This is a genomic window from Chroococcidiopsis sp. SAG 2025 (assembly GCF_032860985.1).
Taxonomy (GTDB): domain Bacteria; phylum Cyanobacteriota; class Cyanobacteriia; order Cyanobacteriales; family Chroococcidiopsidaceae; genus Chroococcidiopsis.
In genome coordinates this window covers 5,037,228-5,059,007 of sequence record NZ_JAOCNC010000001.1, presented here as the reverse complement: position 1 = coordinate 5,059,007, position 21,780 = coordinate 5,037,228, and the positions used below count along the sequence as shown (strand labels likewise).

The 21,780-nt window shown below is 45.6% G+C and carries 21 protein-coding genes; 17 read left to right on the top strand and 4 right to left on the bottom strand.

Annotated features, from left to right (window positions below; all coding sequences use genetic code 11):
- Positions 1-56 precede the first annotated feature (56 nt).
- From cutA to sir, 3 genes are all read left to right on the top strand, one after another.
- Positions 57-377, top strand: coding sequence for a divalent-cation tolerance protein CutA (gene cutA, locus N4J56_RS24900; protein WP_317108883.1), 321 nt, complete (start codon positions 57-59; stop codon positions 375-377).
- Between the two features lie 653 nt (positions 378-1,030).
- Positions 1,031-1,579: an outer membrane beta-barrel protein gene (locus N4J56_RS24895; protein ID WP_317108882.1), complete on the top strand. Its 549-nt coding sequence runs from the start codon at positions 1,031-1,033 to the stop codon at positions 1,577-1,579.
- Between the two features lie 229 nt (positions 1,580-1,808).
- Entirely contained in the window at positions 1,809-3,788 is a 1,980-nt protein-coding gene (gene sir / locus N4J56_RS24890; RefSeq protein WP_317108881.1) for a sulfite reductase, ferredoxin dependent, read from the top strand.
- A 50-nt stretch (positions 3,789-3,838) separates the two neighbouring features.
- Here sir and N4J56_RS24885 read toward each other — a convergent pair whose 3' ends face one another.
- The gene (locus tag N4J56_RS24885; protein ID WP_317108880.1) at positions 3,839-4,276 is read right to left on the bottom strand and encodes a DUF4079 domain-containing protein; all 438 of its coding nucleotides are present in this window, start codon (positions 4,274-4,276) and stop codon (positions 3,839-3,841) included.
- Between the two features lie 184 nt (positions 4,277-4,460).
- The gene (locus tag N4J56_RS24880; protein WP_052289924.1) at positions 4,461-4,826 is read right to left on the bottom strand and encodes a DUF1830 domain-containing protein; all 366 of its coding nucleotides are present in this window, start codon (positions 4,824-4,826) and stop codon (positions 4,461-4,463) included.
- A gap of 208 nt (positions 4,827-5,034) precedes the next feature.
- Here N4J56_RS24880 and N4J56_RS24875 point away from each other — a divergent pair, with 208 nt between their 5' ends.
- From N4J56_RS24875 to N4J56_RS24845, 7 genes are all read left to right on the top strand, one after another.
- Positions 5,035-5,232 (top strand): hypothetical protein, encoded by a 198-nt coding sequence (locus N4J56_RS24875; protein ID WP_317108878.1) that lies wholly within the window; start codon positions 5,035-5,037, stop codon positions 5,230-5,232.
- 179 nt (positions 5,233-5,411) lie between these two features.
- Positions 5,412-6,983, top strand: coding sequence for a photosystem II high light acclimation radical SAM protein (locus N4J56_RS24870; RefSeq protein ID WP_317108877.1), 1,572 nt, complete (start codon positions 5,412-5,414; stop codon positions 6,981-6,983).
- Between the two features lie 148 nt (positions 6,984-7,131).
- Positions 7,132-8,475, top strand: coding sequence for a DICT sensory domain-containing protein (locus N4J56_RS24865; RefSeq protein WP_317108876.1), 1,344 nt, complete (start codon positions 7,132-7,134; stop codon positions 8,473-8,475).
- 149 nt (positions 8,476-8,624) lie between these two features.
- Positions 8,625-9,263: a pentapeptide repeat-containing protein gene (locus N4J56_RS24860; RefSeq protein WP_317108875.1), complete on the top strand. Its 639-nt coding sequence runs from the start codon at positions 8,625-8,627 to the stop codon at positions 9,261-9,263.
- A gap of 359 nt (positions 9,264-9,622) precedes the next feature.
- Complete coding sequence (locus N4J56_RS24855; protein ID WP_317108874.1) at positions 9,623-10,909, top strand: DegT/DnrJ/EryC1/StrS family aminotransferase; 1,287 nt, start codon at positions 9,623-9,625, stop codon at positions 10,907-10,909.
- A 50-nt stretch (positions 10,910-10,959) separates the two neighbouring features.
- Positions 10,960-11,997 carry a glycosyltransferase family 2 protein gene (locus tag N4J56_RS24850; protein ID WP_317108873.1) on the top strand — a complete coding sequence of 346 codons (1,038 nt, stop codon included), beginning with the start codon at positions 10,960-10,962 and terminating at the stop codon, positions 11,995-11,997.
- A gap of 147 nt (positions 11,998-12,144) precedes the next feature.
- Positions 12,145-12,345, top strand: coding sequence for a hypothetical protein (locus N4J56_RS24845; protein ID WP_317108872.1), 201 nt, complete (start codon positions 12,145-12,147; stop codon positions 12,343-12,345).
- A 72-nt stretch (positions 12,346-12,417) separates the two neighbouring features.
- Here N4J56_RS24845 and N4J56_RS24840 read toward each other — a convergent pair whose 3' ends face one another.
- Together N4J56_RS24840 and clpS are read right to left on the bottom strand one after the other, a co-directional pair.
- A complete protein-coding gene (locus tag N4J56_RS24840; RefSeq protein WP_317108871.1) occupies positions 12,418-13,203 on the bottom strand; it encodes a CPBP family intramembrane glutamic endopeptidase in 786 nt (261 codons plus the stop codon).
- 127 nt (positions 13,204-13,330) lie between these two features.
- Complete coding sequence (gene clpS / locus N4J56_RS24835) at positions 13,331-13,612, bottom strand: ATP-dependent Clp protease adapter ClpS (protein WP_317108870.1); 282 nt, start codon at positions 13,610-13,612, stop codon at positions 13,331-13,333.
- A gap of 135 nt (positions 13,613-13,747) precedes the next feature.
- Between clpS and N4J56_RS24830 the strand changes: the two genes are divergently transcribed.
- The 7 genes from N4J56_RS24830 to N4J56_RS24800 all read left to right on the top strand — a co-directional run bounded on the left by N4J56_RS24830 (position 13,748) and on the right by N4J56_RS24800 (position 21,755).
- Positions 13,748-14,110: a hypothetical protein gene (locus N4J56_RS24830; protein WP_317108869.1), complete on the top strand. Its 363-nt coding sequence runs from the start codon at positions 13,748-13,750 to the stop codon at positions 14,108-14,110.
- 117 nt (positions 14,111-14,227) lie between these two features.
- A complete protein-coding gene (locus tag N4J56_RS24825; RefSeq protein WP_317108868.1) occupies positions 14,228-14,353 on the top strand; it encodes a hypothetical protein in 126 nt (41 codons plus the stop codon).
- Between the two features lie 694 nt (positions 14,354-15,047).
- Positions 15,048-15,377 carry an STAS domain-containing protein gene (locus N4J56_RS24820; RefSeq protein ID WP_317108867.1) on the top strand — a complete coding sequence of 110 codons (330 nt, stop codon included), beginning with the start codon at positions 15,048-15,050 and terminating at the stop codon, positions 15,375-15,377.
- Between the two features lie 146 nt (positions 15,378-15,523).
- Positions 15,524-18,274 (top strand): TIGR03960 family B12-binding radical SAM protein, encoded by a 2,751-nt coding sequence (locus tag N4J56_RS24815; RefSeq protein WP_317108866.1) that lies wholly within the window; start codon positions 15,524-15,526, stop codon positions 18,272-18,274.
- A 419-nt stretch (positions 18,275-18,693) separates the two neighbouring features.
- Entirely contained in the window at positions 18,694-18,864 is a 171-nt protein-coding gene (locus N4J56_RS24810) for a hypothetical protein (protein ID WP_015156311.1), read from the top strand.
- Between the two features lie 9 nt (positions 18,865-18,873).
- Positions 18,874-20,979, top strand: coding sequence for an Rne/Rng family ribonuclease (locus N4J56_RS24805; RefSeq protein WP_317108865.1), 2,106 nt, complete (start codon positions 18,874-18,876; stop codon positions 20,977-20,979).
- Positions 20,980-21,074: 95 nt separating this feature from the next.
- On the top strand, positions 21,075-21,755 hold the full coding sequence (locus N4J56_RS24800; RefSeq protein ID WP_317108864.1) for a ribonuclease HII: 681 nt from the start codon (positions 21,075-21,077) through the stop codon (positions 21,753-21,755).
- Positions 21,756-21,780: the final 25 nt, after the last annotated feature.

The window sequence follows — 21,780 nt, the reverse complement described above, 5'->3', positions numbered from 1 at the left end:
TGGGATTTGAGTCAAATTTTTTGTCAAACTCGCCCTCACACAAACCCAGACAAATCATGAATAATACCAATTACGGTGTAGTTTTGGTCACAGCCGGATCGCAACAAGAAGCAGAGGCGATCGCCACTTCTTTAGTAGCATCTAAGTTAGCTGCTTGCGTAAATATTCTCCCCATCCAGTCGGTTTACACTTGGCAGGGAGAAATTAATCAAGAACAAGAATGGCAATTATTAATCAAAACAGATTTAGCTCAATTTTCTAACTTAGAAGCTAAAATTTGCGAGTTACACTCTTACGAAGTTCCTGAAATTATTGCTCTACCTATTTTGGCAGGTTCTCAATCTTATCTGGATTGGATTTCTGCTTCTGTTAAATAATATTGTCTCTTGGGAATTGACTATAAATCTTAATAGGGCGGGTTTAATGGATATCTCCATACATAAAATAACTCGGCAAACCCGCCCGTACAATCATATGGCTATTTCAATCACCTGAATCTAATTATTCTGTTTCTTTGGCAAAGGCTAACCGAAATCCTAATAAAATTAGAACTGTTCCCATGACTCGTTCAATCCAGTGCATGAAAGATGTCAGCAATCTTTTAACTTTTTACAAACACCTAAAGCATCCCCTACACATAACCCCATTAAACCAGCTAAAACTTTTGAGTCACTCGGCATTGTGCAGTCTATCTAAAGTAGTAGGGCACGTTAAATAACGCATCCTACCAGAGACGAAAGCTTTGACAAAAAGTTCCCATATCTCTACTTATTTGACTGTATTATATCGTAGAAAATTTATTTTGAACAATTGTTATAAAAATAATATGACAGTTTATTAACAGTCTACATCTGCTGCAAGTTGTGATTGGCGATCGCTACCTTAGTTGTAGTGAAGGTGATACGGCAAAGGTTTCGGGCAAGCTAATAACTCAGTAATAAATGGTAAAGAAGTTATTTGATTGTCTAATACATAAACGCCATCTTTACGACACACAATACACAAGTTTTTGTTGGCTCAAGAGTTACTTATGAAACGCTCAATTAAGTCTATTCTCGCTCTTTCTGCTGTATCTGCATTGGCTATTATTCCTACATTTCTTCCTGTAGGAAAAGCCTCAGCTCAAACTTTTGCCACAAATGGTACGGATGCGAACTATCTCGGTGGTGGTATTTCCGTAGGCGTTACCGATGGTGATAGCCCCATATACGATGACGATTCTAAAGTTGGTGGGAACGTTCAAGGACGATTCGCGATTCCAAACGCGCCTATTTCTGCCAGAGGTGCAATCTTATTCGGTGGCGATTCAACCGCATTGATGCCGTTGGTAACATATGATGTTCTAGTTGCTCCTAATACTAACCTCTACCTTGGTGGCGGTTACTCCTTCAATACTGAAGAGGGTCAATCTTCGCCTTTAGGTAACAAAGATGCCATCGTGCTAACTGCTGGTGCTGAATCTGAAGTTGGTAGCAACGTGGTTGTTTACGGTGATGCCAAGTGGGGTATTGATTCCTACAGAGACAGCGATTCTGATGCTGTCAGCATTCAAGCTGGTGCGGCTTACCGCTTTAACTAATGAGTTGAGGTAGGGGCGCACAGTTGTGCGCCCCTACCAAGTCAAAGCTGGGATTGTTTACTCTTATAAATGGAGTCAGCCCCAGCTTTTCGATCGTGATAGGATCTATAGAGTTAGTCTATTCATCACAAAATCGACGGAATTACCGGAGATTAAACAGCCGTAGGGGTGTTATCGAATTTACCGGAGCGGCGGTGAAATATTTTTGTGAAATCAGCATCCAACTCTAATGGTTAAATCTTCTACTCCTCCCACCCCCGTAACTCGCAAGCCTTCCAAAGTTGAAGGGATTAAGGAACGCAGCAATTTTTTGCGGGAACCAGTCGCGACCGAAATTCTGCAAGATACAACTCATTTTACCGAAGAAGCGATCCAAATTCTTAAGTTTCACGGTTCTTATCAGCAAGATAACCGCGACAACCGGATTAAAGGTCAGGAGAAAGACTACCAATTTATGGTACGGACGAAAAACCCAGGTGGGTTCGTACCAGCTCAATTGTATTTGACTCTGGACAAGCTGGCTGAAGAATACGGCAATCAAACTTTGCGCGTCACCACGCGGCAAGGCTTTCAGATGCATGGCATCTTGAAGCGAAATCTGAAAAGCGCGATCGCAGCCATAATTAAAAGTATGGGTTCGACGCTGGGAGCTTGTGGTGACATTAATCGTAACATTATGGCTCCTCCGGCTCCGTTTAAAAATAAGCCAGAATACCAACATGCTTGGGAATATTCTGAGTATGTCGCTCAGTTGCTCTCGCCACAAACAGGGGCATACTACGAAATTTGGCTAGATGGAGAAAAAGCCCTTAGTGCGGAAGAAAACCCTGAAGTTGTAGCCGCACGGCAAAAAAATGGTACGGGGACGATTTTTCCCGATAGCGAGGAACCACTCTACGGCACGCACTATATGCCCCGTAAGTTTAAGTGCAGCGTCACCGTACCTGGTGATAACTCTGTAGATTTGTTTTCTCAAGATTTAACTTTGGTAGTCATAACCAATGACAAGCAAGAGGTAGAAGGATTTAACATCTATGCTGGTGGTGGCTTAGGACGGACGCACGGTAAGGAAGAAACTTTTGCCCGACTAGCCGACCCGATTGGTTACATAGCCAAAGCCGATGTATACGATGCCGTCAAAGCAATTGTAGCCACTCAACGCGATTATGGCGATCGCACCGACCGTCGTCACGCCCGCTTAAAATATCTGATAAATGACTGGGGTGTAGATAAATTCCGGTCGATGGTAGAAAAGTATTTGGGTAAGCCTTTAGAAGCTTCCAAGCCTCTACCAGAGTGGAAATATGAAGATTTCCTCGGCTGGCACGAACAGGGTGATGGGAAATTATTTTTGGGGATTTCGGTTGCAAACGGTCGAATCAAGGATGAAGGGTCGTTTCGGTTAAGGACTGCTTTACGGGAAATCGTGCAGCAGTATAACTTATCGATGCGACTGACACCCCACCATAATGTTATTTTGTGCGATATCGCCCCAGAACAAAAGCAGGCGATCGCAAATCTACTCGCAACTCACGGTGTAGAACCAGAACCCAACGCCATCAGCCAGTTGGTTAGATACTCTATGGCTTGTCCGGCTTTGCCTACATGCGGCTTGGCGACAACTGAGTCAGAACGGATCATGCCAAGCGTCCTCCAGCGAATTGAAGTGTTATTAAATCGCTTAGGCTTGAGTCAAGAACATTTCGTCGTGCGGATGACGGGTTGTCCTAACGGTTGCGCTAGACCCTACATGGCAGAACTAGGGTTTGTCGGCAATGGTCCCAACACGTATCAACTATGGTTAGGTGCAGATGCTAACCAAACGAGGCTGGCGCAAGTGTATATAGAAAAGTTGCCTCTCGATAACCTGGAGGCAGAATTAGAACCATTGCTGGTTTACTTCAAACAATCGCGGCAACCTAATGAAAGCTTTGGCGATTTTTGCGATCGCATTGGCTTTGACTCTTTACGAGAGTTTACCTCCAAATACGAGTTTCAAGGCGCACTGGAACCAGAAATCGCCCTGCAAGATGATGGTAATGGCGAACAGCAAGCAGCTGCTAATGCAGCAACTGCGGCAAAATCCCGTCGTCGTATCACTTTACGCGAACCAGTCTACGCAAAGCTAAAAGCTACTGCCGAGAGACAAGGTAAACCGATGACTCAACTTGTGAATGAGGCGATAGAAGCTTTCTTACAAGGGCAATAATCGCATCTACATTTTGTGTAGAGACGTTACATGTAACGTCTCTACAATTTCTATGGCAAATACTTCTGTACCACCACCCAACCCGTGAGGGATACCCAGAGAAAACCAAGGAATAAAACTGCATTTACGCCTACGTGGAGCGATCGCGCCCACTGACGCTTAGGACTGATTAAAGTTGCACTAACTGCCGATATTAGGGTTAATGCTACCACGATTAGTCCTGCCGTCAAGTGTTGGGAATGACCGAGGGAACCAAAATGACCCAGCGTACCGACAACACCAATTGCTAATAGCAGCAGCACCAGCAAAACCATGCTGCCACCAATACTATAGTGCAGCAAATGCAGCCAACTAGGTCTGGGATGAAAATTTGTTCTTGCCTGGAACATCTGCCAGCCTGTTACGGTCAACAGCAGATAAGCTAGTAGCGACAGACCCATCGACCAGGCTGCTATTTTCCACAACCACAAAAAAGAAGGTAAATCCAATTTACTTTAGACCCAATACAATAGCAGCAATTCTATTTCTAGTAATAGCTTACTAAATATAGCGATCGCGCGATTTACTTTCTTCCTTTCGGTAGAATTTGTTGTTGAGGCAATTCACTATTTTTTAATTTATTAAAATAGAGCCGCTAAAGTTAGCGACTCCAATGTTAGTTAAACCGATTATCTAATCAATAGTTGTTAAAAGAGGGGATTTAAAATTTCTTTGACTTGGTTTATCTTTTTGTTCTACCGATCGCGCTGCTGGACGATCCATTTGTGCTTCTGCTTTGCTTTCTTCTAACAAGCACAAGCGTTCGCAAGGAATATTATCTGACAAAATAGCACTCGCCATCATGCCCGTGTGAATTTCTAGTGTTGCTTTAGGTGGCGCTTCAAATACAAGGCGTTGACCTGGAAACACAACTCGTTCAAAATACCAGTTAGGGATATTTGATATCCGAGCAATTTGAATCTTACTAGTTGCGTTTACATAGCAGCAAAGAAGTCGGTCGGACTGTTCCGGTGGTAAGGAATCTAATATTTGAGCCATAACAGCTAAGGGCATGAAAGCCGCTCTTATTTGATTACACATATAAGCTAACACTTAGCGATCCCCGAGTGTTGTAACTCCTACTACCAACTGATAACTTAGCTCGAATTTGTTGTCGCCTCTATCTATAGATAGAAGTTGATAGAAGTTAAACTTATTGGCTTTCCGATTTAGCAACCAATTGTCTGATAAATTTTTGATTTGATTTTTGCATTTAACCGTACAAAATCGGTTGACTGTAAATGATTTATGCGTTAAGGCAAAATACCAATTTAGTCATGGACGACGATTGAGGGATCGTGCCGAGATCGCACAAATACAGCGTTCCTGGAGGCGATCGCATTACATCTGGCAGCGATCGCCTCTAGCCACGACAACTCATTATCTCCGATCGACCTACCACTAAGACAAGCTCGATGTTATCGTAAAGTTATATGAAAATTATTTTCAGAAATCTCTTTAATAGGGGCGCTTAGGCTCGTGACTGAGGGCTAACTTGGAAGCTATCTAGACATGAGTTGGCTCAGCTTCACTCAGCAGCGCTGCTACTCGAACCTTGGTAAACTCTAACCTCAAACGATCGAGATGGAAAACCGCATTCTCTACGTTCGCCTTCCATGCAACCCTATATTTCCGATTGGGGTTGTTTACTTGGCAGATCACGTTCACAAGCTTTTTCCCGAAATCGAACAGCGAATTTTTGACTTAGGGACAGTTCCGCCACTCGACTTTAATTCTGCCTTAGATACTTGTATCGACGAATTTCAGCCGACGCTTTTAGTATTCTCTTGGCGAGATATTCAGATTTATGCCCCAGTAGGTGGTAGGGGTGGTAATCCCTTACAACATTCCTTTGAGTTTTTCTACGCCTTCAATCCGTTAGTCAAATTTCGAGGTGCAACCGGATTGCTGCGATTGGCAGTTTCCTATTACAAGGAACTCTGGCGGAATCAAGGACTGATTAAACGCGGGCTAAAACGCGCTCAGAAACACCAACCAAATGCCCGTGCCGTAGCTGGTGGGGGTGCAGTCAGTGTATTTTACGAGCAGTTGCAGCATAATTTGCCCCAGGGAACGGTTGTTTCTGTCGGAGAAGGAGAAACACTGCTAGAAAAATTGTTGCGAGACGAAGATTTTAGCAACGAACGCTGCTACGTTGTTGGCGAAACTCAACCACGCGATCGCCTAATCCACGAAGCGCCAACACCGCTAGAAAAATCTGCTTGTAACTACGACTATATTGAAAAGATTTGGGCGGAATTCCCCTACTATCTACAGTCCTCCGACTTTTATATTGGCGTGCAAACAAAGCGCGGCTGTCCTCATAATTGCTGCTACTGCATTTACACCGTAGTGGAAGGCAAACAGGTACGGATCAACCCCGCCGATGAAGTCGTAGCCGAAATGCGGCAACTATACGATCGCGGCATTCGGAATTTCTGGTTTACCGATGCCCAGTTTATCCCAGCACGGAGATTCATCGATGATGCGATCGAACTGCTGCAAAAGATCGTTGATTCAGGCATGACTGATATCCACTGGGCAGCATACATCCGCGCCGACAACCTCACCCCCGAACTATGCGACTTAATGGTGAAAACGGGGATGAATTACTTCGAGATCGGCATCACCAGCGGTTCTCAGGAACTCGTGCGGAAAATGCGGATGGGCTATAACCTGCGCACGGTGTTGGAAAACTGCCGTGACTTAAAAGCAGCAGGCTTCAACGATCTCGTCTCCGTCAATTACTCCTTCAACGTCATTGACGAACGCCCCGAAACCATTCGCCAAACGATCGCCTACCACCGCGAACTCGAACGGATCTTCGGCGCTGATAAAGTCGAACCAGCCATTTTCTTTATCGGACTCCAACCCCATACCCACTTGGAAGAGTATGCCTTTAAAAACGGCGTACTCAAACCAGACTACGATCCGATGAACCTCAAACCTTGGACGGTACAGAAATTATTGTGGAACCCCGAACCTCTCGGTTCCTTCTTCGGTGAAGTTTGCCTGCAAGCATGGCGACAAAACCCCAACGACTTCGGACGCGAAGTGATGAAAATCTTAGAGGAACGCCTCGGCTGCGCCCCCCTCGAAGAAGCTCTTTCCGCCCCTATTACTACCACTGACAAAAAACAACTTGTAACGGCGTAACAGGTAATTGAAAAGTCAAAAGTCAAAAGTCAGAAGTCAAAACTGAGGAGACAGGAGACAGAATCAGCTAACTACTCTCCACACCCTGTTCGCTAATGACAACTGACAACTGACAACTGACAACTGACAACTGACAACTGACCAAACCATGCTAGAAGGCTCCATCTTACAACAGCTCAAATCAGCACTCGAAAACACGAATCGACCCCTCAACCTGGGTGTCTATTATAAAAATACCTTGGTTGCCCTGTGTCATGCCCTAGAAGACTGCATTTTGGTTTCTGGTAGCCAGCCGTTAGTCATTACGGCTTTTCAACGGGGTAAATGGTATCTGCAAGAAGCAGAACGCTACTACGATTTAGCGCAAAATTCTCGCCATGTGGTGATTATGGCAGCTCCAGATACGGGCTTTGCCGACCATCCTACCAGCAAATTACCAAATGTAGACTTAGTGGCGTTAAACCCCGAAGACCCAGTGGCGCAAGAATGGCATTTGATAATTCTTGCTCCTAGCTACACGGCGATGGTACTTTGTCAAGAGTTATCTGAGGCGGATTACGGAGTCGGGGGCAGACCGACAATCGATTTAGAACGTAAATTTTACGGTTTTTGGACGTTTGAGCCAGCTAGAGTAGAGAAAACGATCGAGTTAGCGATCGCCCACGTTAACACTTACAACCCCGAACTTGCACAACACCTCAAATCTCACGTCCAGGCGATCGCCCAAGAGTCTGCCCAAGTAGAACCAGACGATTTAAATACAATCGTTTCTTGCGTGGTCGATTACCTCCAAACCAGCGAATATAACATCAAGCAGATAGAACATCACCAGGTATTAGATAGTAATTTAGTTTCCAACGAATTACAAGCCTTCCTCCGCTTAGGACAACTGATCGATCTTGCCGATACGGGCAACCCCCTCGCAGCCGCAGAAGTCACCGCGATCGCCGAAATTATGGGGCAATTACTCAATCTTCCCGCTTGGCAAGTCAAACGCCTGCGCCTAGCCAGTCTACTCCATCGCATCGCCCCCCAATCGGTCAACGTGCAGTATGGCGAAGCCCCCAGTTGCCCTCTCATCCCAGCCGCTCAAGTTTTGCGTACCATGCCTCGCCTGAGTGCGATCGCCCAAATTATCAACCATCTCTCAGAACATTGGGATGGTAGCGGACAGCCAGCTGGTTTGATTGGGGAAACAATCCCGTTAGAGTCGCGAATTTTAGGCTTAGTGGCAGATTTTCAGCAGCGTTTTACCCATCTATCCCAATCTCATACAAGAGAGGAAGCCCTATCAACTGCGTTCGATCAATGTCAGCAAGAACAGGGCAAAGCCTGGGAACCAAAACTTGTAGACACCTTAGAACTCCTCGTGCGCGGGATGCAACAAGGTTTAACCCTACCCGTTTCCCCCACAAAAATTAGCAGTGGAATGTGGCTAATTGAAGAGAATTCGGAAATCGGAATTCGTAAGTCGGGAGTGGTGGGTGGCTAGTGGAACCAGTAGTAAATAGGGTGTGGGGTGTGGGGTTGACTTGTGACTTGTGACTTGTGACTTGTAATCGCTCCCGATCTCTCTCTTCCCCCTGCTCGTGCGCTCGTGCGCTCCCTAACAACTGATAACTGATAACTGATAACTAGAATATGACTGATTCTATTGCAGCAATTAGAGAAGGAAAAATTAAGCAATTACCAGGAGCCAATTTAGAAGATGAAGATCTGGCAGGATTAGATCTGGCGGAAATGAATTTAGCAGGGGCTAACTTAGTCGGAACCGATTTTTCTGGCTCCAAGTTAGAACGATCGCGTCTGGAAGGCGCTAACCTACTCGGTAGCAAGCTGTACGGTGCAGATTTGCGGGCTAACTTTTTGGGAGCCAATTTGATGCAGGCTGACATGACGAGTGCCGATCTGCGAGGTAGTAACCTCCGAGGCGCAAATTTGATGGGCGCGAAACTAGCCCAAAGCGCGATCGCCGGAGCATTTTTGAGTGGGGCAAACCTGATGAGTGCTAACTTGCAGGGCGCAGATCTCAGAGGGGCAGATTTACGGGGTGTCAATCTTTCTAATGCAAATTTACAAGGAGCTAACCTGACTCAGGCAGATTTACGGGGTGCTTTGTTGAATGAAGCCAATTTAGAAGAAGCTGACTTGCGGGGAGCGAATTTAGCAGGTGCTAACCTTTCAGGTACCAATCTTTTGTGTGCGGAATTAGATGGAACTAATCTTGCGGGAGTGAATTTGACTGGTGCTTGCTTGTTGGGAACCGTGGTGAAACAGTGAATAGTGACCAGCGACCAGTTATCAGTGACTAGTGAATAGTAACCGATAACTAACTATTACTAATTACTAATGAAGTATTGACGATTTCAGTATAGGCACTGTAGCCTTGGCATGGCTGCTAGTACAAATTTATATTTCTAAAAAATAAAAGCCGCGAGCAGCAGTTTTCAGATGGGCGATCGCCTGACCGGATTTGATTATATTTCAGAATTGCAGTATCTCCCGAACAAATTCCCGAACAAAGCAGTCCCTGTTTAGCATGGTTTGATACAGAAAGCTATAGCTAATGCGTGCAGGATTTATTCGTTGGTTGGCAGGAATCCAGTAGCACATTTCATCTGGGAAATGGAAGAAATTGAATGACAAACATTCCTATTCGTTCTCAAGAAGAGTTTCTGGTATTTGGCGCGCCTGTTATTGAAACAGCAGAAATAGAAGAAGTGATCGCCACTCTCAAAAGCGGCTGGCTGGGAACAGGAGCCAAAGTCGCTCAGTTTGAGCGAGATTTTAGGGTATATAAAGGAGCAGACAATGCGATCGCTGTGAATTCTTGTGGCGCAGCACTACACTTGAGCCTAATAGCGGCTTCCTTACAACCAGGAGATGAAGTCATTACCAGTCCCCTGACGTTTTGCGCCACGGTTAACGCCATTACTCATGTGGGCGCGACACCCGTGCTAGCAGATGTCGATCCCGTCACGATGAATATCGATCCTGCCCAAGTCGAAGCAAAAATTACCCCGAGAACAAAGGCGATCCTGCCCGTCCACTTTGCAGGTAGACCGTGTGATATGGATGCTTTATGCAATCTTGCCTCGCGCTACGGCTTGAAAATCGTTGAAGACTGCGCCCACGCGATAGAAACAGAATATAAAGGTAAAAAAGCAGGTACTTTTGGTGACTTTGGCTGTTTTAGTTTCTATGCCACCAAAAATATTTGCACGGGTGAAGGTGGCATGATTTTAGCCCGTAACTCCGATGATGCCACCCGAATCAAAGCGTTGAGCTTGCATGGTATCAGTAAAGATGCTTGGAAGCGGTTTAGCGAAGAGGGATACAAACACTATCAAGTTCTGGAAAGCGGGTTTAAATACAACATGATGGATCTGCAAGCTGCCCTTGGCATCCATCAATTGAAGCAAGTAGAAACCCGCTGGCAGCGCCGTCAAGAGATTTGGCAGCACTACAACCGAGCTTTTGCCGATCTACCCTTGGTACTTCCTACCAAACCAGAAACCCATACTCGCCATGCCTATCATCTTTATCCGATACTTATTGACGAGAAAAAAACTGGATGCGATCGCGACACTTTTCTCAACGCGATGACAGCAGAAAATATTGGCGTGGGCGTACATTATCTCAGTATTCCAGAACACGATTACTATCAGCAAAGATTTGGTTGGCAACCGGAAGACTATCCTCAAGCAATGCGAATTGGGCGGCAGACAGTAAGTCTGCCGCTTTCTGCAAAGTTGACTCGCCAAGATGAATTAGATGTCATTCAAGCAGTGAGAAAGGTTCTAGCATTGGGTCAGCCTCATAAACATATGAGAACTGAGGAGAGAGGTACAAGCGAAAGACAAGGAAGACAGAGAGCTGAGAGAGCAACGTTCAACCAACAACTTTCAACAACCGTCTTCACGTAGTGTAGTGCAGCGTTTATCGTCAATCAATCTTATCTAGGATGTTTAAATGAATGAAATTAGTTTCAGTAATTATCTTAATTTACAATAGCGAAAAATATATCGCTGCGACATTAGAGTCTGTGTTATCACAGACATACCATCATATTGAAGTATTGCTAATTGACGATAGTTCTCCAGATAAGAGTATAGAAATTTGTCAGCAATTTAACGACCAAAGAATTAGAATTATCCGCCAACAAAATCGCGGCTTGCCAGGAGCGAGAAACGTAGGTATTCGGCAAGCACAAGGAGATTATTTAGCATTTATCGATGGCGATGACTTATGGCGACGGGATAAATTAGAGCATCACGTCAATCATCTCGCTAATTCCGCAGAAGTTGGAGTCAGCTTCAGTCGTTCTGCTTTTATTGACGAAGCAGGTAAATTTTTAGGCTCGTATCAAACACCGAAACTTAAGGGAATTACCCCCTCATATCTAATGCGATGTAATCCTGTAGGCAACGGTTCGGCTGCTGTCGTCAGACGAGAAGTCTTTGCCGCGATCGCATTTTCACCTCGCCAATATTCAGACAACCGACACGACACGCTAGACTGCTACTTTGACGAACAATTTCGTTATTCTGGCGGCGATGTCGATCTGTGGTTGCGAATCTTATTGCAAACCAAATGGCAAATTGAAGGAATTCCCGAAGCTTTAACTTTATATCGCGTTCACTCTAGCGGACTCTCAGCTCAATTAGATCGACAATTGGCAGCAGGAGAACAATTAATTGCCAAACTTCGTACTTATGGAACCCCACTAGAGCCGAATTGGGAGGCTGTGATTAGAGCATATCATCTACGTTACTTAGCTCGGAGTGCTATTCGCTGGAAGTCCGATGCGATCGCGATTCAATTGATGCATCAAGCCATAGCTTCCTATTGGCGGATCGTTCTAGAATCACCGCGCCAAACTGTGATGACACTTATTGCGGCTTACCTGTTGTTACTCGTTCCCCGCCGCTTGCGCGCTCATTTTGAGGTCATAGTCGGACAGCCAACAACAATTTTCCAAAAACTAAAAACTAGGATCGGAATTCAGAATTAAGCGCTTGCTTGTAAGTCGTAAGTCGGAATTCTATTATCTCTAACTACTCTTTAGATAGAGAAACTCTTATTCTTATGGGAGTAGTGGCAATGTTGTTATTGGGTGTAATGTTTATTCTGTATTCAAACAGAAATACAGAGCCGTCCTATGTTTCCAGAATTCCCGCCACAACCTCGAATCCTGACTAGTCAAAAGCAACATTTACAAGCTTGCTTTAATTTACCAACACATGATGAGCGCGTCGAACGAGTTTTTCGCGAAGTGAATAACTTGTTTGCTAGTCAAGAAATTCAGCAACGCTTATTAGAAAAAAGACAACGAGCCGAGCAAAAGAAAAGCCGTGGTTGATGTCGAACAACTTTGGACTTTATAAAGGGATATAAAGGGATATAAAGGCGATTGCACCTGCAAGAAGCACGATTAACGTGACTTGTGGCTAAATCTTCTCACACCTAAGGCGATCGCGCCTAAAAACAACATTCCCATTCCACCAGCGAGAGGATTGCGATCGATACCAGTTAACCATTCTGGGACGCGATCGTGATATTGCACCATTTGCCCGACATTAATTGTGTAATAACCCCAAATTAACCCAGCATGAAGACCAATTGGTAAACCCAAACGACCTTTGCCACAGCGTTTTGCCCATACAAGAGTTAAACCTAACAACACCAAAGCTGGAAATTGCAGCAGGGTTCGACGAATTTCTGCTAGTGGTTTAATAAAGTGCAGTGCGGCAAATATGCAAGCATTCGTCCAGAGCGCTGTCTGAGGATGGTAATCTCGCTGTAACTCATCTAACAGCCATCCCCGGAAAAGTAACTCTTCCGCAAAACCATAAGCCAAAGCAACGATTAACCCTTCAACAACAAATCGCCACAAAAAAATAGAGGGTTGTCGCCACCATAGCCAACCCAACCATCCTTCTAGCAAAAATAAACTCAAAACACTAGCGACCCCAAGCCCCAATCCTATCAGTAGCTCCTGCCTATTCTGCCTAGTTGTAACCAAACCATATTCTTGTAACACGTGTGGCTGACGATAGATAGACTTTCCCCACAGCCGTAACAGGATAGTAAATATTCCATACAGCAACGGCAAGGTGAGAATATTCACTAAGTTTTTGTCATCCACCCACCAATGAATTGGTGCAGCTACAGGCAACCATAGTAGCAGCAGTACTAAGATAAAAATGACTAGCCTCAAGGGGGCTGGGTAGAGGGCTATTCTGGCAAAATTGAATTTTAACAATTAGCAAGTAGTGAGTAGTGAGTGGGGAGTAGTAAGTGGTAAGAGATTCTACACTTACGACTTACTACTTATGACTTCCTATTTACTCATCTGGCTCAATCGTACTGGTCAAACCATGATTTTTGAGGGTTTCACAGTAAAACTCAGCGTGTTCTTGAGCGCAGGTAATGACTAAAGCGATGCCATTTGTATGGGCTTCCATCATAATATCTACTGCTTGTGGTTGGGTGAGGCTGGGTACAGTCTGTATCAATACCTGCACCACATGCTCCATAGGATTAAAGTCATCATTATGAAGCAACACGCGATACCGAGGTGCGAGTTTACGAACTGTTGAACGCTGCTCCAGGGTTTCGACGGACACTGCTTACTCCTCTTGTTCTGACTAACGACTTTTGGTTTAAATCTCGATTGAAACTGATTAACTTATTAAATATTTATAGCATCGAAATCCAACGACCGTAGCGATCGCACATGGCTGAAGAACTGGAGGCGAGCTGTGACGAACTCTATATGTGACTTTCACCCGCGACAAATCGTTTGTACAACCCATCAAGCTACTCACCTATATGCTGAAGTCATTCAAGTAGTGGAATCGCGCCAAATTGGGTGGTTTCGACCTTTACTACTCGTGGAATTTTTTGACGATGAGCAGCTATCGCTCTCACCAACACTACTCGACCTCCGTTCTGGAGCCGATCTTCTCTGTCCTCCCTCTTTATTCCGTCCGGCAATTGATACTGAGGTCATACCGTTGCTGATGCAACTGTCAGCTTGGGAACCGCCATTAGAACACGATCCGGTTGCCTTCAAACGATTGCATCAATTCATTCAACAGGCTTTGCTGCTCGACGAGAAGTGAAGAGGTTGTTAGTTGTTGGAAACCGATCTCTGGTTGCCACTCGCTGCCTGCTGCTCAAAAATTTCTAATATTTCCATTTGGATTTCTGATGCAATCTATAGTAATTTCTAACGATTGATGGGAACTTGGTTGTTATCGTTAAATTTCTTATGGCTTAGAATTGGCGATCGGCTGTTGCATAAGTCTTTTGCAAATCAGATCGAACGATCGGAATGCGATCTTTACGGTCAACAACATTCATAATTCTGATGTTTCAGGATCGGAATTATCAAAAATTAATATGTATTTGAGGAACAAATTGTCTTGATTTTCGGTCGCGGTGATTTACTCTACTAACGATTGACCGTTATGGATCTCAAGCTATCTATCTATGAGTTAGACTCAACTGTATACTCAGTCACACAAACTAGAAAAATCAAGTCAAACTGCTTGCTCTTCTCGGTTTCTACCATCTGGTAGATGTTGATGTATTATGCCAGTATCGTAGAATCTAGAAATCATTTAACCTGGCTATGTACGAGAGATTGACCTCAATAAAAAGTCAGCAAAAGTCAGTCCTACTGCACGAGATCGCTTGGCAAAAGATTGTTTTGCACGTGAAATTGGTTAATTAGTAGGAAAATTACGCTGAGTGGTATTCTATTGGTACGAATTTCAATCGCTAATTAGAATCAATCGAGTGCTATGTAAATAATTGATGAAGATGTTCTCGTTGGTATAGTTAAATACTTTTTTTTTAGAATAAACGCTGGTAGCTTGGAATCACAATGAATGATTTAATAAATATTTAAGATTTAAGCAACAAAGAGCTAAATAGAAAAAGCAAGACAAAAGGAAAAATACCTCATATCATAGACCCATTTGATTTTATTGAATTTCGATTTCACCCTATTCAATTTAACCCCATTCGATTTCACCAATTTGCACGGAAGCGTTAATGATGCAAACAATGACTGCTCCTAGAGCTACAGTAATTCGCCCTAACGGTCACTTTAATGCAGCGAATGCCGCTGACTTTCAGCGATACCTGACCGCAGAAGTTACACAGGCAACACACGACTGTGTGGTCGTCAATCTAGAACAAGTAGAGTCGATGGATAGTGCCGGTTTGATGGTATTAGTTCATGGATTGAGAGTGGCACAATCGCTCGGAAAAAGTTTCCACCTTTGCTCTGTTGCACCTTCAATTCGGATTATCTTTGAGTTGACTCAACTAGATAGCGTATTTGAAATTTTAGATACACCTGTAGAGGTTACAGCAGCTTAGCGCGAAGCTAGGTGCGAACAATTTACGACTATTTGATATATGACTGTCTGATGTTTTGCCGCAGCAAGTGCTGTTCTTCCAGACGCGATCGCCGATTGATGCTAGCTTTAAAGTGATAAGTCAGGGATTGGCACGAGAGGCGTAAAGTGGCACTTGCAGTAGAAACATTACTAACGGCTGAAATTCAACGTCCAGCTCGCTACTTAGGTAACGAGCGGGGAGCTATACGTAAGAATTGGCAATCGGCAGATGTCCGCTGGGTGCTGACATATCCTGAGTTGTATGAAGTTGGTGCATCTAATCTAGGGCACGTCATTCTATACAATATTTTGAACGCACAACCCCGCCAAATGTGCGATCGCGCCTACCTCCCAGCTCCTGACCTGGCAGCAAAGCTACGCGAGACGCATACGCCCTTATTTGCTGTTGAATCGCGAAGATCGTTAACAGAATTTGATATTTTAGGCTTTAGCCTCAGTTACGAGTTAGGAGCTACCAATATTTTAGAAATGTTGGATTTAGCTGGTATTCCTCTGACTTGGAGAGAAAGACAAGCTTTGAAGGGAGCGGGGAGCAGGGAGCAGGGAGCAGGGGAGCAGCTACTGATTTCTCACTATCCACTCATTTTTGCGGGCGGGCAGACGGCAACATCAAACCCCGAACCTTATGCTGATTTTTTTGATTTCATTGCTTTAGGTGACGGGGAAGAACTGTTACCAGAAATTAGTTTAGTCGTTGCAGAAGGCAAGGCAGCAGGGTTAAATCGAGAAGAACTTTTGCTGGATCTAGCGCAAATCCCAGGGGTCTACGTGCCGCGATTTTACGATCTGGCAATGGATGGTTCCATTCACCCCAATCGTCCAGACGTTCCAGAGAAAATAATTCGGCGCGTTGCTACGCCCATACCAGCGTATTCTACAGGTTTAGTTCCCTACGTCGAGACAGTCCACGATCGCCTGACGATCGAAATTCGGCGCGGTTGTACTCGCGGCTGTCGCTTTTGCCAACCAGGAATGCTCACTCGCCCCGCACGGGACGTAGAACCGGAGCAGGTTGTCGAGGCGATCGAAACGGGAATGAGGGCAACGGGATACAATGAATTTTCTCTACTTTCCCTCAGTTGTTCCGACTATTTATCTCTTCCTACTGTAGGAATGGAGATTAAAAACCGCTTGCAAAACGAAAATATTTCCCTTTCGCTTCCTAGTCAGCGAGTAGACCGTTTTGATGAAAATATCGCAAATATTTTGGGGGGTTATCGCCAAAGCGGGTTGACCTTTGCCCCAGAAGCTGGAACCCAGCGGATGCGAGATATCGTCAATAAGGGCTTGACGAATGAAGAATTATTGCGAGGCGTAAAAACAGCTTGGGAACAAGGCTGGGACAAAATTAAGCTCTACTTCATGATTGGATTGCCTGGGGAAACAGATGTCGATGTGTTGGGGATCGCGGAAACCGTCGCATGGCTACAACGGGAATGTCGCGCCCAAGGGAGAAAACCTTTGGCATTCAATTTAACAATTTCCAACTTTACACCCAAACCCCACACCCCGTTTCAATGGCATTCTGTCTCTACAGGCGAATTCCAGCGCAAGCAAGAATTATTACGCCAAGAGTTTCGGCGCATGAGAGGAGTCAAAGTTAATTTTACCGACGTGCGGATCTCGGCAATGGAAGACTTCATCGGACGAGGCGATCGCCGTTTATCCGTCGTATTGCGCCGTGCTTGGGAACTGGGTGCGGGAATGGACTCGTGGTACGACAGCGTAGAGAGAGCGTATAACGCTTGGGGACAAGCGATCGCCGAATCCGGCTTAACCTGGAAGTATCGCCAAGTCGAGCAGGGTGAGTGGAATTTGATTCAAGGGAGCAGGGAGCAGGGACGAGCAGGGAGCAGGGGAGCAGAGGAGCAAAACCTACTTTCTTTCCCGACTCCCGACTCCCGTACGGGCGGGTTTGTCAACCCGCCCCTACCGACTCCCGACTCCCTAGATCGCCCTTTGCCTTGGGATCGCATCGACACGGGGATCGAGAAAAAATGGCTCAAGGAAGATCTGCAACGCGCAATGGAGGCTGCAACCGTCCCCGATTGCTCTTTTGATGGTTGTTCTCACTGCGGTGTTTGTGGAGTCGATTTCGGTCACAACATTGTCATCGAACCACCACCAATTCCCCAATTTGCCGGACAGTACGTTCCTAACAATACCAAAGTTCAAAGACTGCGACTCCGGTTTGGCAAGCTGGGAGATATGGCGCTAGTGAGCCATCTCGACTTGATGCGCCTGTTCGATCGCGCCGTCCGACGAGCCGCATTGCCCGTATCCTTTACAGCCGGATTTAGCCCCAGTCCGAGGATTTCTGTAGCGCTAGCTCTGCCTTTAGGAGTAACGAGTAGTGGAGAGATTGTCGATTTTGAACTAACTCAAATCGTCGAGCCAGCAGTTTTTCGGCAACAACTGAGCAGCCAGTTACCAACAGACATACCTATATACGATGCGATCGCGCTCGATTTAAAAGCACCTGCGGCAATGAAAACTCTAACGGGAGCAGAGTACATCCTGACAATAGCGGCAACTCAAACGACAACACCGACACAACAGCAGGAATGGATAGAAACTATTAAGAATTCAACCGAAATTTGGTGGGAGCAGACGACAAAATCTAAGAAAACTTATCAGGTGAACTTGCGCGATCGCCTATTTGAATTAGAATTAGTTCCACCACACAACCCAGATACAGGAGAACCAGATAATACCTTTAACTTGCGCTATACGGGTAGTTGCTCTCAAGACGGCAATCACCTGAAACCAGAACACGTCACGTTCATGCTAGAGCAAGTTGCCCGCCAAGAAATCCAACTGCTCCACATCCATCGCCAGCAACTCTTTTTACAGTGACCAGTGAGCAGTTATCAGGGAGCAGGGAGCAGGGAGCAGGGAGTAGGGAACAGTTACTTACGACTTACGAATTACGACTTACGACTTCTCCAATTAATTGCTTTTTCTCAAGCATGAGTTAAAATTGAGCTAACAGAAGTTTTCTAGCGCTGCATTGGATTTCCGATTCGCTCTCCCAAATGGGACAGTAGCGAAAATTATTGAGAAGCATCCACGATTCTTTTGCATAGCACTTGAAACGGAGCGGTCGTCTCATTAGTCGCTAAGAGCGTTTCTTGAAGCCAGTGACAGGCAAAACAGGCTTTTTAGGTGTCTGTGAATTTAGGTGTCTGCGAACTAATATTGTGCTCCTGTTCGCAAATCAAGGATGGGAGACAAGATTAAAACTACAAAAAATGCTCGGTTCTCAGAGCAGACTTATGTATGCAGCAGTTTTGAAAACATTTTGTTATGCTTTTAAACTGCCAGCATCTTTAGATTTAGTTGCGATCGAGCGTGGTGAGCGCCACTATTATTTCCAGCAGCGCCTACCTTCAGTCAATCGAAGCGAGAGAGGAGACCTCAAAGCTTCTGATGCTGCGAATTTTTGAGGGAATTGAATGCCAAAACAAATTATCATAGCAGAGCAGCATCACATTGCTGCTGTTTTTTCAGAAGATCAAATTCAAGAACTCGTCGTTGCTACCGGACGACATCAAGTTGGTGATATTTACCTCGGTGTCGTAGAAAACGTTTTACCAGGTATAGATGCAGCTTTCGTAAACATTGGCGATTCAGAACGAAACGGTTTTATCCACGTTACCGATCTCGGACCGTTAAAGCTGAAACGGACTGCGGCAGCGATTACAGAACTACTCGCACCGCAGCAAAAAGTCTTAGTCCAAGTGATGAAAGAGCCGACGGGCAATAAAGGACCTAGGCTCACGGGTAATATCACTTTACCCAGTCGCTACGTAGTTTTGATGCCGTTTGGACGGGGAGTTAACTTATCGCAACGGATCAGAAATGAAAACGAACGCAACCGCTTGCGGGCTTTAGCAATTTTAATTAAACCTGCTGGCATGGGCTTGTTAATTCGTACCGAAGCCGAAGGCAAGCCAGAAGAAGCAATTATTGAGGACCTAGAGGCGATCCAAAAACAGTGGGAAGAGGTGTTACTGAAAGCGCAATCTACTCGCGCTCCCTCTTTACTTAACCGCGATGACGATTTTATTCAGCGTGTCTTGCGGGATATGTACGGTTCGGACGTAAATCGCATCGTGGTAGACTCTGCTACCGGACTCAAGCGGGTCAAGCAATACTTGATGAACTGGGGTGGCGGACAGCCGCCTCAAGGGTTGTTGATCGACCACCATCGCGATCGCATTCCCATTTTGGAATATTTCCGCATCAATGCCGCAATTCGCGAAGCCCTCAAACCGCGAGTTGAGTTGCCCTCTGGTGGTTATATCATTATTCAACCGACGGAAGCATTAACGGTCATTGACGTAAACTCTGGTTCCTTCACTCGTTCCGCTACGGCAAGAGAAACCGTACTGTGGACGAACTGCGAAGCGGCAACAGAAATTGCCCGACAGTTGCGCTTGCGTAACCTGGCAGGGGTGATCGTGGTAGATTTCATTGATATGGAATCGCGCCGCGACCAGTTACAAGTCTTAGAGCATTTTAATAAAGCCTTAAGAGCAGACAAAGCCAGACCGCAAATTGCCCAACTGTCAGAATTGGGTTTAGTCGAACTGACCCGCAAACGCCAAGGTCAAAATATTTACGAACTCTTTGGGCGCACCTGTCCTACATGCGGCGGCTTAGGACATGTCGTACACCTGCCAGGAGAATCGGAAGAACGCGAAGTATCAATGCCACCAGCAGCACGAGAACCCGAATGGTCAGCCCCACAGCCAGCACGGGACTCATACCGCGTCATGCCCAACCCTCGGTCAGTAGAACCCCGCGAAAGTAGTAGTAGTAGTAGTAGTAGTTGGGGATTGGAAGCAGAAAGTTTTAGTAATGACTTCGATAGCGATCGCCAAGACTTAATGCCAATCAACCATCCCAATTATCAAGAAATTGGCGACGCGGGAAATAATCGGCGGCGGCGGCGGCGACGCATCGGCGAGGGGGGCTATAAAGAAGAAAATCCACGGGCAGCGGCTAATTCACTTACCCTGCTCAACGACCGAGATACAGAACCAGATGTAGAATCGGAAGGGGCAATTGCCACTGAAGTTTCCTTTGGCGATCGCCGCGATGCCGCAGGCGGAACGCTAAATCGCGACCATCGCGGTTGGGTAGAAAAACCAGAGCGGTCTAAACCCATCAAGCCAGAACCCGTCAAAGTCGCGATCGATCCACCAGAAACAATTGTGGTGGAAATGACACCCGAGGAACAGGAAATTTACGCTGTCATGGGCGTATCGCCACTAGTACGCTTAGACAGGGAAGTGAAAAATCCCAAATCTGCGATCGTGCAAGTCGTTTTGCCTGGGCAAGCACCTCCTTTGCCTCAAAGTGAAAATGGCACAACGTCCGATTCAGAAGTATCTACCATTAACATTGACAGCGTGGCTGCTGCCGATCCTCCGGTTATAGCTGCAATTCCTGAAAACACTGAATCGGAACTACCAGCGCTAGAAGACAGCGAAACCGATCGCAAAACTCCAGTCCGTCGCCGTCGCCGTCGTTCTTCGGCAGATGGTGACGAGTAGATTCTGTGTAAAGATCTCTCCAACCCCTCTTAAAAAGGGGGCTTGTGTATAGTGTAGGGTGGGCGATGCCCACCTACTTTTTTCGATTGACTATTATGGCTGAGTCATGGTCCATTCAAAAACTGAAATCTAAAGTTCAAAAATCTAAAATTCAAAATGGCATTACCCAGGACTTTGACTCAGGTTTAAGCGATCGATACTCTATCCTCATAGCTGGAGTGGATGAAGTAGGCAGAGGTGCTTTATTTGGTCCAGTGGTAGCAGCGGCAGTAGTTTTACCTCCATCAGCCTTGGAAGAATTAGTAGCAGCACAGATTAGAGATAGCAAAAAACTATCGCGCGATCGCCGTTTGAAATTAGCAGCCCATATTTGTCAGGTAGCACTTGATTGGCGGATTGGTTTTGCGACCTCTGCCGAGATCGATTGCATTAATATCTTGCAAGCATCGTTACTAGCCATGAAACGGGCAGTCCTGAAACTGAAAATTCAGCCCGAACTATGCTTAGTCGATGGCAGACAACCCATTAAAGATTTATTTATCCCGCAACAGGCGATCGTGAAAGGAGACGAGCAATCTTTGGCGATCGCTTCTGCTAGTATCGTCGCTAAAGTGTGGCGCGATGCCCTAATTACTCGCCTTGCAGTCAAATATCCCCAATACGATTTAGTCACGAACAAAGGCTACGGTACTCAGAGACACATCGAGGGATTGCAACAACACGGTCCCTGTCGCTTGCATCGGCTGACTTTTCGTCCCTGTCAAATGAGGAAGTAGGGAGTCGGGAAGAGTTGTTGACGGT